The 14,468-nt window shown below is 61.2% G+C and carries 14 protein-coding genes; 5 read left to right on the top strand and 9 right to left on the bottom strand.

The window, feature by feature from the left end:
- Positions 1 to 23: 23 nt before the first annotated feature.
- From mgtE (BMX62_RS00955) to rluD, 4 genes are all read right to left on the bottom strand, one after another.
- Positions 24 to 1,370 carry a magnesium transporter gene (mgtE, locus tag BMX62_RS00955; RefSeq protein WP_090202683.1) on the bottom strand — a complete coding sequence of 449 codons (1,347 nt, stop codon included), beginning with the start codon at positions 1,368 to 1,370 and terminating at the stop codon, positions 24 to 26.
- Positions 1,367 to 2,725 (bottom strand): magnesium transporter, encoded by a 1,359-nt coding sequence (mgtE, locus tag BMX62_RS00950; protein WP_090202679.1) that lies wholly within the window; start codon positions 2,723 to 2,725, stop codon positions 1,367 to 1,369. Before mgtE (BMX62_RS00950) ends, mgtE (BMX62_RS00955) begins: the two co-directional genes overlap by 4 nt.
- A gap of 68 nt (positions 2,726 to 2,793) precedes the next feature.
- Positions 2,794 to 3,153: a hypothetical protein gene (locus BMX62_RS00945; protein ID WP_090202676.1), complete on the bottom strand. Its 360-nt coding sequence runs from the start codon at positions 3,151 to 3,153 to the stop codon at positions 2,794 to 2,796.
- A gap of 481 nt (positions 3,154 to 3,634) precedes the next feature.
- Positions 3,635 to 4,579: a 23S rRNA pseudouridine(1911/1915/1917) synthase RluD gene (gene rluD / locus BMX62_RS00940; protein WP_090202674.1), complete on the bottom strand. Its 945-nt coding sequence runs from the start codon at positions 4,577 to 4,579 to the stop codon at positions 3,635 to 3,637.
- A gap of 68 nt (positions 4,580 to 4,647) precedes the next feature.
- Here rluD and BMX62_RS00935 point away from each other — a divergent pair, with 68 nt between their 5' ends.
- Positions 4,648 to 5,412, top strand: coding sequence for an outer membrane protein assembly factor BamD (locus BMX62_RS00935; RefSeq protein WP_090202672.1), 765 nt, complete (start codon positions 4,648 to 4,650; stop codon positions 5,410 to 5,412).
- Between the two features lie 50 nt (positions 5,413 to 5,462).
- Here the strand turns inward: BMX62_RS00935 and BMX62_RS00930 are convergent, their stop codons facing one another.
- Positions 5,463 to 5,864: a helix-turn-helix domain-containing protein gene (locus tag BMX62_RS00930; protein WP_090203069.1), complete on the bottom strand. Its 402-nt coding sequence runs from the start codon at positions 5,862 to 5,864 to the stop codon at positions 5,463 to 5,465.
- A gap of 240 nt (positions 5,865 to 6,104) precedes the next feature.
- Between BMX62_RS00930 and BMX62_RS00925 the strand changes: the two genes are divergently transcribed.
- On the top strand, positions 6,105 to 6,626 hold the full coding sequence (locus tag BMX62_RS00925; RefSeq protein WP_090202670.1) for a nitroreductase family protein: 522 nt from the start codon (positions 6,105 to 6,107) through the stop codon (positions 6,624 to 6,626).
- A gap of 71 nt (positions 6,627 to 6,697) precedes the next feature.
- Here the strand turns inward: BMX62_RS00925 and BMX62_RS00920 are convergent, their stop codons facing one another.
- The 4 genes from BMX62_RS00920 to sucC are packed head-to-tail and all read right to left on the bottom strand — an operon-like array spanning position 6,698 to position 10,789.
- Positions 6,698 to 7,036, bottom strand: a complete 339-nt coding sequence (locus BMX62_RS00920) for a P-II family nitrogen regulator (protein ID WP_090202667.1) — start codon at positions 7,034 to 7,036, stop codon at positions 6,698 to 6,700.
- Positions 7,023 to 8,714: an NAD+ synthase gene (locus tag BMX62_RS00915; RefSeq protein WP_090202664.1), complete on the bottom strand. Its 1,692-nt coding sequence runs from the start codon at positions 8,712 to 8,714 to the stop codon at positions 7,023 to 7,025. The genes BMX62_RS00920 and BMX62_RS00915 overlap by 14 nt, the downstream gene beginning before the upstream one ends.
- The gene (gene sucD, locus BMX62_RS00910) at positions 8,711 to 9,580 is read right to left on the bottom strand and encodes a succinate--CoA ligase subunit alpha (protein WP_090202661.1); all 870 of its coding nucleotides are present in this window, start codon (positions 9,578 to 9,580) and stop codon (positions 8,711 to 8,713) included. The genes BMX62_RS00915 and sucD overlap by 4 nt, the downstream gene beginning before the upstream one ends.
- 42 nt (positions 9,581 to 9,622) lie before the next feature.
- Entirely contained in the window at positions 9,623 to 10,789 is a 1,167-nt protein-coding gene (gene sucC, locus BMX62_RS00905) for an ADP-forming succinate--CoA ligase subunit beta (protein ID WP_090202658.1), read from the bottom strand.
- A gap of 193 nt (positions 10,790 to 10,982) precedes the next feature.
- Here sucC and BMX62_RS00900 point away from each other — a divergent pair, with 193 nt between their 5' ends.
- Genes BMX62_RS00900 through BMX62_RS00890 form a run of 3 tightly spaced genes read left to right on the top strand, consistent with a single transcriptional unit; the run spans position 10,983 to position 14,271 of the window.
- The gene (locus BMX62_RS00900) at positions 10,983 to 11,255 is read left to right on the top strand and encodes a PP0621 family protein (RefSeq protein WP_090202655.1); all 273 of its coding nucleotides are present in this window, start codon (positions 10,983 to 10,985) and stop codon (positions 11,253 to 11,255) included.
- Positions 11,256 to 11,266: 11 nt separating this feature from the next.
- Positions 11,267 to 12,916 carry a sensor histidine kinase gene (locus BMX62_RS00895; RefSeq protein WP_238375790.1) on the top strand — a complete coding sequence of 550 codons (1,650 nt, stop codon included), beginning with the start codon at positions 11,267 to 11,269 and terminating at the stop codon, positions 12,914 to 12,916.
- The gene (locus tag BMX62_RS00890) at positions 12,913 to 14,271 is read left to right on the top strand and encodes a sigma-54-dependent transcriptional regulator (RefSeq protein ID WP_090202652.1); all 1,359 of its coding nucleotides are present in this window, start codon (positions 12,913 to 12,915) and stop codon (positions 14,269 to 14,271) included. Before BMX62_RS00895 ends, BMX62_RS00890 begins: the two co-directional genes overlap by 4 nt.
- Positions 14,272 to 14,468 lie beyond the last annotated feature (197 nt).

The following is a 14,468-nucleotide window of genomic DNA, read 5'->3' as shown; positions in this document are numbered from 1 at the left end:
GCGATAGACAGCCGCCATTGATCCTAACCCAACTGCAAAATGGCGGTGGCCACGGAGAAATACACCAAAATACCGCCCACGTCGGCGATGGACGTGATCAGGGGCGCACTGGCGGTGGCCGGGTCCAGGCGCAGGCGGGTCAAAATCACCGGCAACAACATCCCGATCATGCTGCCGAAGATCACCACCAGCACCATGGCCACGGCTACGGCCAATCCCACATCTGGCCCTCCCAGCCAGATCCCGGCCCCCCAGACCGCCAGACCCAGGGTCACTCCCAGGGCAACGGAGACGATCAGTTCCTTACCCCACAGACCAAGCCAGTCCCGCAACTGGACATCTCCGGTGGCCAGGGACCGGACCATCAGGGTAGACGCCTGGGAGCCGGCATTACCGCCAGTGGCAATCACCAAAGGCAGGAAGAACACCAGGGCCACCACAGCTTCAATGGCGGTCTCGAACACGGCGATGGCCGCCCCGCTAAAGACGTTCACAAACACCAAAATCACCAGCCACCCCACCCGCTTGCGGTAGAGCAGGCTCATGGCCGCGTCCTTGAGTCCGGGCACAATGGCGCCCACGCTACCCATGCGCAAAAAGTCCTCGGTGGTTTCTTCTTCCAGCACGTCCAGGGCATCGTCCACCGTGATGATCCCCACCAGCACTTCACGCTCGTCCACCACCGGCAATACTTCCAGATCATAATGGCGGATCAGGCGAGCGGCTTCCTCCTGGTCAGCCTGGGCCTGGACCCGGATCGCAGCCTCCTTGATCAGGCTGTCCATCCGCCGGCGGGGTGGGCCAAACAGGATGTCCTTGAGTTTGACTGCCCCCAGTAAATGTCCGTCTGCCTCGGTCACGAACACCACGTTGATGGTTTCCCCCTGAGCAAAGTTGTCCCGCAGCCAGGACAGCGTGGTTTCCAGGGTCCAGTCCGGTCGCACGGCCACATATTCCGGGGTCATCAAACGCCCGGCACTGTCAGGGGGATAGTTCAACAGCCCTCTGACCACCCGCTGTCGAGGCCGGGGCAGCAGGGCCATGAGGCGGGTAGATTCCGGGGCTGGCAGATGTTCCAGCAATTCCGCCACATCGTCGTAGGAAGAAGCGGTCAGCAGACGGGTATTTTCATCGTCACTCAACGCCGCCAGGATCGGCGCCTGCTGCTCTGGATTCAGGTAAAAGAACACATCCGGCATCCGCTCCGACGGCAGCAACCGGATTACGGTCACCCACTCCTCGGCGGGCAGGGCCTGGATCAAGGCGGCCACGTCCTGATTCTGCAGGGTGGACATGGTGGCCTTGAGCGCCTCCCACGCCTGCTGTTGCACCTGTTCCAGAACATGGGCCGGGTTGAAAGAATCAGTCATTGTCCATGAAGCCCCAGGAAGGTGGCCGCCAGGCCAAAATAGATCATGATGCCCGCCACGTCAGCGATGGACGTCACCAGGGGAGTACTGGCAGTGGCCGGGTCCAGACGCAGACGGGCGAGGATAAAGGGCAGAATCATCCCCACCAGACTGCCTACCACCACCACCAGCAGCATCGCCACCGATACCAGCATGGCAATGTCCATCCCGCCCCGCCAGAGGCCCAGGCCAGACACCGCCAGGGCCATGGTCAGCCCCAGGGCCGTGGCCACCCCCAGTTCCTTGCCCCAAAGACGCAACCAGTCACGGGGATGCACATCTCCGGTGGCCAGGGCACGTACCATCAAGGTGGCAGACTGGGCGCCGGCATTGCCGCCACTGTCAATGATCAGCGGCAAAAAGAAGACCAGCACCACCAGAGCCTCGATGGCTTCCTCATAACCGGCAATGACAAAGCCACCGATGATGTTCACCGCCACCAGGATCAGTAGCCAGCCCACCCGCTTGCGATAGAGCAACCAGGGGGACGCCTGACGCAGGCTCAGGGTCAGACTGGCCATGGCCCCCATCTTCTGGAAGTCTTCGGTGCTTTCTTCCTGCTCCACGTCCAGCACGTCGTCCACCGTGATGATGCCCAGCAGTTCCTGATCCTGATCCACCACGGGCAGGGCCGGCAGATCATAATGGCGCATCATCTGCAGTGCCTTTTCCTGGGGCGCATGGGCATCAATGGATACCACCTGGCCGGTCATCAGGGAGGCTACCGTCACGTCCATGGGGGATTTGAGAAAATGCTTGAGGGCCAGTACCCCCTGCAGGCGACCTTCCTCGTCGGTGACGTAAATCAGGTTGACCGTTTCCCCTCGCCCCGCCTGTACCCGCAAATGATCCAGGGCGCGTCCCATGAGCCAGTCCGGTCGCACACTCACCACCGCCGTGGTCATCAGGCGACCGCAACTGTCTTCCGGATACCCCAGCAGGGTCAGGGCGCGGCGAATGGAGCGAAACGGCAACAGGCGCAGTAAGTGCCGAACCTCGTCCTTGGGCAAATCTTCCAGCAGGGCGGTCAGATCATCCGGCAACATCTCCGAGAGCAGATAACGGCCTTCATCCACCGAAACCTGGCGAATAAGCTGTAACTGATGGAGGGGGTCCAGATAGGCAAAGACATCCGCCCGCCGCCCCGGAGGCAGCAAACGAAACACATCCCGCCGCACCTGGTCATCCAGGAGCATCAAGTCCTGGGCGATATCCTGGATGCGCATGTCATCCAGCCAGCTGCGCACTGCAGCCAGATTGTTCTGGGCGAGATGCTCGTTCAGTTCGTCCAGATCGTAAATCCGTGTCAGTTCCATGCCTTGGCCCGGTTGCGAGAAGTACTGATCATGCACTGTCAAAGGCCGGCGTCAAGCGCCGGCGGATATCACGAGTGCTGACGGCGATGTTGTTCGCACATCAGGGAAACACCCCGGCGCCGACCCTCAGGCAGGGCACCGACAATGGTTTTTCCCAAAGGCGCCGGCCCCTGGGCGCAGAGGTGAGCCAGGGTCGTATCGGGCAATCCCAGGGTCAGACGCCGGATGGCCGACTGATCCATGGTCTGCAGCATCCGGATCTGGGACTGACGGGGCAGCTTGAGAAAATTCAGCCGGGCGCTGCCAAAATCGCCCCGGCGAATGGCTTCAGCCACGGGATAGCTTTCAGCAGGGGGACGGGCCGGGGATTCCAGGGTTCTGAGTACCTGGTTCATCAGGCGGCCCATATGGTTGATTATCCGGGTCATGGGGGTCTCCTTTGTCTGCCGGAGCAGACGGTCGGGGTGCACGGGGCACGGCCTGACAAGGCCGTGGACGGCATGGGGAGAGACCAAGGACAGGACAACGACCCAACCCGGTAAAACCGGGGCAGAAGGTCGGCAGGCATTCACCCTTGACCGGGGACACAAGGTGTCCAGCGGCGGTAGGAACCTGGGGATGATGCAGACACCGGCTTCCCTGATCATGACCGACATGAAACGGTCCGTCAGGGATGCCCGAAAAGATGCGGTGAATTACCGCGGGAGGGAAACCCTACGGACGCGATCACATGCCGGTTCGCGGCCAATGACGGCCTCACCACGCATGCCTCTACAACAACTGTCCATCGACAATTAAGCCTCTGTTGCCTCACATAGGCCCTCGTGAACCGGTCAATCCCGGATCGACGAAGACACCGCTTATGATAACGCCTGCCCAGGACAAGGAAAAGCCCAGCGGCAATCACTGTCAATCTTCACCAAGGGCAGCCAGCAGGGTTTGCATGTCCTGGGGCGGATCACATTGCCACTGATGACTGCCCGAACCATCCGGGTGGTCCAGGGTCAGGCAGGTGGCGTGCAGGGCCTGACGGCGAAAATCCTGCAGTACCTTACCGGCCCTGTCGGATAGCCCCCCAGGTCGACGCAGGCGTCCGCCGTAAACCGGATCTCCCACAATGGGATGATGCCGATGGGCCAGATGGACCCGGATCTGGTGGGTACGCCCGGTTTCCAGGTTGACCCGCAACAGGGTGTGACAGGGAAACCGGGTGTCTACCCGGTAATGGGTGATGGCCTCCCGACCGCCGGGAGTCACCGCCATCCGCTTGCGGTCCACCGGATGCCGACCAATGGGGGCATCAATGGTTCCTCCCGCCACCAGGGTGCCCTGTACCAGGGCCAGATACTGGCGGCCCACGGTGCGGGCCTGCAACTGACGCACCAGATCTGTATGGGCAGCCAGGGTACGGGCCACCACCAGTAAGCCGGAGGTATCCTTGTCCAGACGATGAACGATACCGGCCCTGGGCAGATGAGCCAGTTCCGGGGCATGGTGGAGCAGGGCGTTGACCAGGGTGCCCTGGGGATGTCCTGCCGCAGGATGCACCACCAGCCCGGCAGGCTTGTTGATCACCAGCAGATGCTCATCCTCATGCACCAGGTCCAGAGGCAAATCCTCGGCCACATCCCGCCCCGGCAGGTCCAGGGTGGCATGAATCCGCACAGACTCCCCGCCGTTTACTTTCTGTCGCAGTCGCGGCTGCACTCCGGCCACTTCCACCGCCCCCGCCTCGATCCATTGCTGGATACGGCCCCGGGAATAATCCGGGAACATCTGTGCCAATACGGCATCCAGACGTTTACCGGCCAGTTCGCAGGGAATGTCTCCCGCCAGCTCAATGGTAGTGGTCATGCGTAATCCCGATAGACGTCAGTTATACTCACCATCACCTCAATTACCTTCCCGTCTTCGTGTCCCTAATGACAGCACTTCGCTCAGCCCTGATTGTCCTGTTCATCACCGTCCTGGTTTCAGGCTGCGCTTCCCTGCGCCAGGACCCTACCCAGGATTGGTCCGCCAGCCAGCTTTATGAAGAAGCCCAGGCCGCCCTGGGGCGGGGAAATTTCCAGCAGGCTGTGGAATATTACGAAATTCTGCAAGCCCGCTTCCCCTTTGGTCGTCATGCCCAGCAGGGACAACTGGAAATTGCCTATGCCTACTACAAGGCCCAGGAGCCGGAAATGGCCCTGGCGGCAGTGGACCGTTTTCTCCAGATGAATCCCCGCCATCCCCATGTGGATTATGCCTATTATCTGCGGGGCCTGATCAACTACGAACGGGATCAAAGTGCCCTCAACCGCTGGTTCCCCCAGGATCAGGCCCGCCGCGATCCGGTCCCCCTGCAACAGGCATTTGAGGATTTTGGCACCCTGGTCCGCACCTTTCCTCACAGCCGTTATGCTGAGGACGCCCGGCAACGCATGGTGCATCTAAGAAATCAACTGGCAGCCCATGAGCTTCATGTCGCCGATTTTTACATGCGTCGGGGGGCCTGGCTGGCGGCAGCCCAGCGAGGTCGCTATGTGCTGGAGCGCTATGCGGGAGCCGAAGCGGTACCCGATGCCCTGGAGATCATGGTCAAGGCCTACCGTCAATTGCACCTGGATGATCTGGCCGGGGATGCCCTGCGGGTGCTGGCGCTGAATTTTCCAGAGCGGGCGGAACGATTAGAACCAGACACGTGACTGCTCCCCGCCCTAAGCGCTGACGCGCCACGGGCGAGGCTTCCCACTTCTCAGGCAGCAGCCGGCGATGTGCCGGACTTACGCAAGCCTCCATGGGCAGAGACGGACAGCCCTTCCGCCTTCAACTTTACTATGCCTTGATGCTTGATGTTCAGCGCCGCGTTGATATCCCGGTCATGCTGTGTGTGGCAGGCCGGGCATTCCCACGACCGGACGCTCAACGGCATGGCATCCCTCTTGTGCTGGCAGACATACTTGCGCGATTTCTTGGCGACTGGCAACAGCTTCTTGATGTCGTGTTTGGCGCTCAACGACTGGCCGTGGTATTGGTAGCGATGAGATATGATGCGAAGGCCGGTGTTATAGACAAAGCGCACCGCGCCGAACTGGCAGTTCAGAAATGCCGCCTGTTCGGTCGTGGGGTAGATGCGTATCTTTGTGGCCTTCAGCATGTCAGTGCTCACTGCTACAATAGCCATAGATTAATAGCTATAACGGGGGATTTCAAGTGAGTGCGGATGCAGTCTACCGACGAGGGCGGCACAGCGTCACAACGTTGAAAGCCTATGTTCAGGGGCAGAAGACACAAAAATAGGGCCGCTTGCGCGGCCCCCGCTGACCTCCCCGCCCGAGTGGGCGAGGGTTCACGCGGGTTTTTGCTGATTCACAACCACGACACAGGGGTTTTGAGGATGTGGGATTTCTTTCAGACGGTCAGACACCGGCATTCCATTCGGCGCTACCAGACCGATATGCCGGTAGAACCGGAAAAGTTGCACGCCATTTTGGAAACCGCTGTGACCGCGCCCTCGGCGGGGGATCTGCAGTCCTACCGTATCATCTGTGTGAAGCAGCCAGCCCTGCGAGAGGAACTGGCTCAAGCGGCTTACGGGCAACAGTTCATTGCCGAGGCGCCGGTCTGTCTGGTGTTCTGTAGCGATCCAGAACGTGCTGCCACCGCTTATGGTGACCGGGGCCGGACCCTGTTTTCGATTCAGGATGCCACCATCGTCGCCGCCTATGCCCAACTGGCGGTGGTGGCCGCAGGTCTGGGTTCCACCTGGGTGGGGCGGTTCGATGAACTGGCCGTGGCCCAACGTCTGGGTCTGGAAGGGGCGTTGCGGCCCCTGGCCCTGCTCTGTATAGGCTATCCGGCAGAGCTGCCGGAATCTTCTCATCGGCGGCGCCTGGATGAGGTGGTGACGTACCGGTAAACATGCCCTGAACCTGCCCCGGGTGCAGTGCTCCGGGGCTGATGGGGGCCGGTTCTGCCGCCGGGAATCACTCACAGGGCGTCGCTGTTTTCCTCCCCGGTACGGATGCGAATGGCCCGTTCCATGTCGGTGACAAAAATCTTGCCGTCACCGATCTTGCCGGTGCGGGCGGCTTTGAGGATGGCTTCCACACAGGCATCCACCAGATGATCATCCACACCGATTTCCAGTTTCACCTTGGGAATGAAGTCCACCACGTACTCAGCCCCCCGATACAGTTCGGTATGACCTTTCTGCCGACCAAATCCTTTGACCTCTGTGGCAGTCAGCCCCGTCACGCCAATTTCCATCAGCGCCTCGCGGACGTCTTCCAGTTTGAACGGTTTGATGATTGCTTCAATCTTTTTCATTTTTTTCAACGACCTGCAAGTTGGAAGAAAGTGCTACGGGATGTTGACGACCCAGCAGCCGACCATAGCCCGAGGTGATGGGATAGCGCCGGTCCTTGCCAAAAGCGCGACGGGTGACACGCACGCCAGGGGGGGCCTGACGGCGCTTGTATTCACTGCGTAACACCAGCGCCATCACCCGCTCCACCGTGGCCGGTTCAAATCCCGCAGAAACGATATCGGTAAAAGACTGATCCTGTTCTACAAATCGCTCCAGAATACAGTCCAGTATTTCGTAAGGGGGTAAACTGTCCTGATCGCACTGATCCGGCGCCAGTTCCGCCGAGGGGGGACGTTCAATCACCCGCTCGGGAATCCCAGGCCCCAGGGTGTTGCGATACCGGGCCAGGCGGTAGACCCAACACTTGGACACATCCTTGAGTGGGGCAAATCCCCCGGCCATATCCCCGTAAAGGGTGGCATAACCCACAGCCATCTCGCTTTTGTTGCCCGTGGTCAGCAACATGCGACCGGTTTTATTGGATATGGCCATGAGCAGGGTGCCCCGGCAGCGGGCCTGGATGTTTTCCTCGGTAGTGTCCGCCGGTAAACCAGCCAGCACATCCGCCAGACCAGCCATGAAGGCTTCCACCATGGGGGCAATGGGGATTTCCCGGTATGCCACCCCCAGGGTCCGGGCCTGGGCTGCTGCATCTGTCCGGCTCATATCGGCGGTGTAATGGTAAGGCATCATCACCGCTTCCACCCGCTCTGGCCCCAGGGCGTCCACGGCAACACACAAGGTCAGCGCCGAGTCGATCCCCCCGGACAGGCCCAGCAGGGCACCCTTGAAGCCGTTTTTGTTGACATAATCCCGCACCCCCATCACCAGGGCCTGATACAGCTGTGCTTCCGGGGCGGGGATCGGTGTCATCAGGCCGCCGCTCAGACTGATATCCCGGCGATCAAAATGCACCTCCAGGGTGTAGATCCCTTCCTGCCAGGAGGGGGCATTCAGTTGCAAGGCGCCGCCCCGGTCCAGCGCCAGGGAATGACCATCGAACACCAGTTCGTCCTGTCCACCGACTGCATTCAGATACACCACCGGCAGGCCGCTTTCATAGATCCGATCCCGCAACACCTTTAACCGTTCCTCGTGTTTGGACAGGTGAAAGGGGGAGGCGTTGAGACTGAGCAGCAGCCGGGCGCCGGCGGATCGGGATCGGCGGGCCGGTTCGGAAACCCAAACGTCCTCGCACAGGGCAAGGGCCACCGGCAATCCCTTGACATCCACCACACAGGGGGCCTTGCCAGGGTGAAAATAGCGCTTTTCATCAAAGACGCTGTAATTGGGCAGTACCTGCTTGTGATAGCGGGCCAGTACCTTGCCCTCCCGCAGATATACCGCACTGTTGTGCAAACGCCCGGATTCCCGCAGCGGCAGTCCCACCACCAGATCAATCCCGGATACTTCACGGGCAATATGGTCCAGGGCGGCTTGCGCCCGTTGCAGGAGGGTGCCCCGCAGTAACAGATCCTCCGGTGGATAGCCGGTCAGGGTCAGTTCGGGAAACAGCACCAGATCGGCACCGTGGCGATCCCGGGCCTCCCGGGCGGTGACCACCACCCGCTCGGCATTGCCTTCCACGTCGCCCACCAGGAGATTGATTTGTGCCAGGGCGATCTTGAGGCTGTTCATACGAGCAGCGCCTTGAGCCGTTCCCCCATCTCTGCGGGGGAGCGCACCACGGCCACCCCGGCGGCTTCCAGGGCGGCAAATTTCTGATCTGCCGTCCCCTGTCCTCCTGAAATGATGGCACCGGCATGCCCCATACGGCGGCCCGGCGGGGCCGTCACCCCGGCAATGTAGGCCACCACCGGCTTGGTGACCTGGTCACGGATGAAGTCTGCGGCGGCTTCTTCGGCAGTGCCACCGATCTCCCCCACCATGATCACCCCTTCGGTCTGTTCATCAGCCTGAAACAGTTGCAGGCAGTCGATGAAATTCATGCCCTGAATCGGGTCGCCGCCGATGCCGACACAGGTACTTTGGCCCAGCCCTGCATCGGTGGTCTGCTTGACTGCCTCGTAGGTGAGGGTGCCGGAGCGGGAGACGATCCCCACCTTGCCCGGCTGGTGAATATGGCCTGGCATAATGCCGATCTTGCAGGCGCCAGGGGTGATGATCCCCGGACAGTTGGGACCAATGAGCCGGGCACGGCTGCCCGTCAGGGCTGCCTTCACCTTGAGCATGTCCAGCACGGGAATCCCTTCGGTGATGCAGACAATGGTTTCAATCCCGGCATCGGCGGCCTCCAGGATGGCATCGGCAGCAAAAGCAGCCGGGACATAAATCATGGTGGCATTGGCGCCGGTGTCTTGTACCGCGTCATGTACGGTGTTGAAAACCGGCAGGCCCAGATGCTGCTGGCCACCCTTGCCGGGTGTGACCCCACCCACCATCTGGGTACCATAGGCCAGGGCCTGCTCGGTATGGAAGGTGCCCTGCCGGCCCGTGAACCCCTGGCAGATGACCCGGGTATGCTTGTCGATGAGAATGCTCATTAGGTTAAATCCGTGTCCGCGTCGTCTGTCTGCATCGGTCGCTCAGGCGGCCTGTGCTGCCCGTACCACCTGGAGCGCCCCGTCGGTGAGGCTGTCGGCGGCAATGATATCAAGGTCACTGCGGGCCAGCAGGGCACGGCCCTGTTCCACGTTGGTCCCCTCCAGACGCACCACCACGGGCACCGTCACATGGACCTCCTGCACCGCCGCGATGATACCCTCGGCAATCAGGTCGCAACGGACGATACCGCCGAAGATATTGACAAAGACCGCCTTGACCGAATCATCGGAAAGAATGAGCTTGAAGGCTTCGGTCACCCGGGCAGCCGTGGTACCGCCACCCACGTCCAGAAAGTTGGCCGGCTCGCCACCGTGGAGTTTGATCAGGTCCATGGTGGCCATGGCCAGTCCGGCACCGTTGACCATGCAACCGATGTTGCCATCCAGACGAACGTAATTGAGTTCATGGGCCCTGGCCCGGGCCTCACGGGCATCTTCCTGACTGGCATCCTGCCACTGCATCAGGGCCGGATGACGGTAAAGGGCGTTGTCATCCAGGTTGATCTTGCCATCCAGCGCCACCAACTCCCCTTCCCCGGTGACCACCAACGGGTTGATCTCGATCAAACTGGCATCGGTCTCGATAAACAGGGTGTAAAGCCGGGTGAGCAAAGCCACGAACAGGTTCACCTGGGGGCCAGACAAACCCAGCGCAAACGCGATGCGCCGTCCCTGATAGGGCTGGATACCTGCCACCGGGTCTACAAACAGGGTCAGCAGCTGTTCTGGAGTCTCGGCAGCCACCGTTTCGATGTCCATCCCCCCCGCCGCCGAAGCCATGATGGCAACACGGTGGGTGGCCCGATCCACCAGCAGGCCCAGGTACATCTCCCGCTGAATGTCCGTCAGGGACTCGATCAGTACCGTGTTCACCGGCAGACCAGCCGGGCCGGTCTGATGGGTCACCAGGGTGGAACCCAACAGGTCTCCGACCGCAGTCCTGAGGGCCGCGTGTCCATTGACCCGTTTGACACCGCCAGCCTTGCCACGACCGCCGGCATGGACCTGGGCCTTGACCATCCAGCTGTCACCGTCCAGGGCCGCCATGGTTTCATCCAGGTGGTCCAGACTGTGGACGGCAACCCCCGGTGGCACCGAAATCCGGTAATCACGAAACAGGCTCTTGGCCTGGAATTCATGCAGATTCATCAATTTTGCGCGAGACACCCCGCTTTCAGATCGGGGAGGGATAGCCCATCGTGTACAGCACGATGACGCGGCCCTGGTCGCGTCCTCCTGTTATCGGTTTGGGTTGAAAGGTATAGCCATTCTTTACACATTCACCGCCGATTCGTGTTCTGTAGTACCTTCTTATACACCACTCACAATCGAATCACGCGCCATGCAAATCTTGTTCCTGATCGCATCCATCGTTCTGGTGTTCATGGTGGTCCGGCTTATGCTCAAGACCCCGGATGTCCCCCGCCCAGAGCATCCGTCCAAACGTCGGCAGACCATGTCCGACCACGGGTATAAAACCTCCGGCAAAATGCTGCGCTGCCACTACTGTGGTCTGCATATCCCCGAGGAAGAAAGCCTGCAGGCCGAGGGTAGACCCTTTTGTTCCGATGCTCACCGGGATCTGTTCTTGACGCAAGAGTCTACACGAGAATAGGACCGCTTGCGGTGCTGGTCCCGAACCCGGGATGGGGAGGAAAGGGGGACAGTCAGGGGGATATCTGGCGTGCCCTGGGGCTTTTTAGCCTGTACCGGTTTTTTGTTGCCGGGATGGTCACCACGCTGGTGGTGCTGGGTACCGGTCCCCAGGCCCTGGGCAGTTCCCATCCCCGACTGTTCCTGCTGCTGGCCACCGGCTATCTGCTGTTGAGCCTGGTTTTTGGCGTGGCGACCCGCCTGCGGCGGCCTGCCCCCAACCTGCAAATCTACCTGCAGGCGGCCACGGACATCAGCTGTATTACCCTGCTGACCTACACCAGCGGCGGCGTCACCAGCGGCCTGGGGGTGCTGGCCATTCCCGCCATTGCCGGTCTGGGCCTGCTGGCCCCCGGACGCCCGGCCCTGCTGTTTGCCGCGCTCGCCTCCATTGCCCTGCTGCTGGCGCAGATTCATGGCTATTGGCTGGAACCTGGTCGGGAGGCAGCCCTGACCGAAACCGGACTGCTGGGGGCCGGCCTGTTCGCCACCGCCCTGCTGGCCCTGGTGCTCGCCCGCCGGGCCAGGGAAAGTGAAGCCCTGGCCCAGCGGCGAGGTGCAGACCTGGCGGGCATGGCTGAACTCAACGCCCATATTATCGAGGGCATGCATGCAGGTATCATCGTGGTAAACGATGACGACCGGGTGCATCTGGTCAATGGGGCAGCCCGGCGGCTGCTGGGCCAGCCAGCAGCCGCCCAGGGGACAGACCTGGGGCAGCTGTCACCGGCCTTGCAACAGGCCTTGAGCCTGTGGCGACAGGCACCGACGGAAACCCGCCCCCAAACCCTGGCTGCCGAAGCAGACAGACCGGAATTGCGGGTGCGGTTCACCCGCCTGGGGGAGCACCAGATCGCCGATACCATTGTGCTGCTGGAAGATACCGCAGAACTGCGCCGCCAGACCCAGGCCCTCAAGCTGGCCTCCCTGGGCCGGCTTACTGCCAGTATTGCCCATGAAATCCGCAACCCCCTGGGCGCCATCAGCCATGCCGCCCAGTTACTGGGAGAGTCCGAGGCCCTTGACCCGGCAGATCGGCGGCTGGCGGGGATCATTCAGGATCAGAGCCGGCGTATGAATCACGTCATTCAAAACGTACTGGATCTGTCCCGACGCCATCCCCCCCAAATGGTCCCCCTGGATTTGGGAGCGCGGCTGGCACAGTTCAGTGATGAATTTCGGCGCCACCACGGCCTGCCCCCTGAACAGTTGACCTGGTCCCTCCCTGGGGCAGATCAGCAGGTCTGGTTTGATCCTGGACACCTGCATCAGGTGCTGTGGAACCTGTGTACCAATGCCCTGCGCCACGGCTACCGGAGCGGGGAATCTCCCTGTATTCTCCTTAGAGGCAACCCTCAAAAGACCCATGGCGCCGCCAGTCTGGACGTGATTGACCGGGGGCCGGGTATCGATTCCATCGTGGCCCGACGACTGTTCGACCCCTTTATCAGCGCCGGTGGTGAGGGGGTTGGCCTGGGCCTGTACATCTCCCGTGAGCTGTGCGAAAACAACGGCGGCAGTCTTGACCTTATCCCCCTTGCCGATGGCACCTGCTTTCGTATCCAGTTTCCAGCGCCCAACGGGGCGCCGCCCTCCAGCCATCCTACCCTGTCTGACGGATGACCCTTCACAACGTACTGATCATCGACGATGAACCGGATATCCGGGAACTGCTGGAAATCACCCTTGGGCGAATGCAGTTGCACACCCGCGCCGTGGGTACGGTCAGCGAGGCCAAGCGGCTGCTGGAGAACACACATTTTGACCTGTGTCTGACCGATATGCGCCTGCCGGATGGGGATGGCATTGACCTGGTGGACCATATGCAGATCCATCATCCGAACCTGCCGGTGGCTGTCATCACCGCCTATGGCAGCGTTGAGTCTGCGGTACAGGCCCTTAAATCCGGCGCCTTCGACTTTGTCTCCAAGCCGGTGGACCTGCACAACCTGCGTCGGCTGGTGAGTACCGCGCTGAAATTGAGCCAATCCCCACCGGAAGACGCCGGGACACAGGCCCAGCAGGCCGATCCCCATGGCCTGCTGGGCCATACCCCCGCCATGCAGCGGCTCAATGAGACCATCCTCAAGCTGGCCCGCAGTCAGGCGCCGGTTTATATCCTGGGGGAGTCGGGCAGCGGCAAGGAACGGGTAGCCCGGGAGATCCACCGGCGTGGTCCCAGACAGGGGCATCCCTTTGTGCCGGTCAACTGTGGTGCCATCCCCGCCGAACTGATGGAAAGCGAATTCTTTGGCCATATCAAAGGCAGCTTCACCGGAGCCACAGCAGATAAACAGGGGCTGTTTCAGGCGGCCCAGGGGGGCACCCTGTTACTGGACGAAGTGGCCGAGTTGCCCCTGCATATGCAGGTCAAGTTATTGCGGGCCATTCAGGAGCGGGCCATCAAACCCATCGGGGCAGCCCATGAAATCCCCCTGGATGTGCGTATTCTGTCGGCCTCCCACAAGGATTTGGCCGTGGAGGTTCAGGCCGGGCGTTTTCGTCAGGATCTGTTCTATCGGCTGAATGTCATCGAATTGCGGGTGCCGGCCCTGCGGGAACGGCAGGAGGACATCCCCCTGCTGGCGACCCATATTCTCAACCGGCTGGCAGACCATTGGGATACACCAGCCAAACATCTCACATCTGCCGCAATCCAGGCCCTGATGGCCCATGATTATCCAGGCAATGTGCGGGAACTGGAAAATCTGCTGGAACGGGCCGCCACCCTGACTGAAAGCAACACCATCCAGGTGGCGGACCTGCGGCTGCCCCACACCACCGACACCGAGCATCCTGACCCGTCTTCCTCACCCCAACGCCCCCTGACCCAGCATCTGGAGCAGCAGGAAAGACAGACCATCACCCTGGCCCTGGCCCAGGCCGGTGGCAACCCGACCCTGGCGGCCCGCCATCTGGGATTGACGGCCCGACAGTTGCGTCACCGGCTGGGGCGGTTGGGTCTGAAACACCATTGAACATCTCCCCCGCGCATTCCCCCTGCCAGGGGTAGCCAGGAGAGGGCCAAGCGGGGTTTCTTTTGAGGGGCTTGGTGCCTTAGGATTCCACATGACATCGGTTTCCAGTCAAACGCCGCCAAATGCTCCGCAAAACCATTGCAGGCGCGGCGGGCGCTGGCCGTTTGAGCACGAAAACAACATGCAGCTTGATCAGT

It is taken from the genome of Ectothiorhodospira magna (assembly GCF_900110965.1).
Taxonomy (GTDB): domain Bacteria; phylum Pseudomonadota; class Gammaproteobacteria; order Ectothiorhodospirales; family Ectothiorhodospiraceae; genus Ectothiorhodospira; species Ectothiorhodospira magna.
Note: the sequence above shows the minus strand (reverse complement) of the source record. Positions and strands in the feature narration are given on the sequence as shown.

Excerpts from the sequence above, each read along its gene's own strand:
- mgtE (WP_090202683.1), bottom strand. The coding sequence starts at position 1,370 with ATGACTGATTCTTTCAACCCGGCCCATGTTCTGGAACAGGTGCAACAG.
- mgtE (WP_090202679.1), bottom strand. The coding sequence starts at position 2,725 with ATGGAACTGACACGGATTTACGATCTGGACGAACTGAACGAGCATCTC.
- BMX62_RS00945 (WP_090202676.1), bottom strand. The coding sequence starts at position 3,153 with ATGACCCGGATAATCAACCATATGGGCCGCCTGATGAACCAGGTACTC.
- rluD (WP_090202674.1), bottom strand. The coding sequence starts at position 4,579 with ATGACCACTACCATTGAGCTGGCGGGAGACATTCCCTGCGAACTGGCC.
- BMX62_RS00935 (WP_090202672.1), top strand. The coding sequence starts at position 4,648 with ATGACAGCACTTCGCTCAGCCCTGATTGTCCTGTTCATCACCGTCCTG.
- BMX62_RS00930 (WP_090203069.1), bottom strand. The coding sequence starts at position 5,864 with ATGCTGAAGGCCACAAAGATACGCATCTACCCCACGACCGAACAGGCG.
- BMX62_RS00925 (WP_090202670.1), top strand. The coding sequence starts at position 6,105 with ATGTGGGATTTCTTTCAGACGGTCAGACACCGGCATTCCATTCGGCGC.
- BMX62_RS00920 (WP_090202667.1), bottom strand. The coding sequence starts at position 7,036 with ATGAAAAAGATTGAAGCAATCATCAAACCGTTCAAACTGGAAGACGTC.
- BMX62_RS00915 (WP_090202664.1), bottom strand. The coding sequence starts at position 8,714 with ATGAACAGCCTCAAGATCGCCCTGGCACAAATCAATCTCCTGGTGGGC.
- sucD (WP_090202661.1), bottom strand. The coding sequence starts at position 9,580 with ATGAGCATTCTCATCGACAAGCATACCCGGGTCATCTGCCAGGGGTTC.
- sucC (WP_090202658.1), bottom strand. The coding sequence starts at position 10,789 with ATGAATCTGCATGAATTCCAGGCCAAGAGCCTGTTTCGTGATTACCGG.
- BMX62_RS00900 (WP_090202655.1), top strand. The coding sequence starts at position 10,983 with ATGCAAATCTTGTTCCTGATCGCATCCATCGTTCTGGTGTTCATGGTG.
- BMX62_RS00890 (WP_090202652.1), top strand. The coding sequence starts at position 12,913 with ATGACCCTTCACAACGTACTGATCATCGACGATGAACCGGATATCCGG.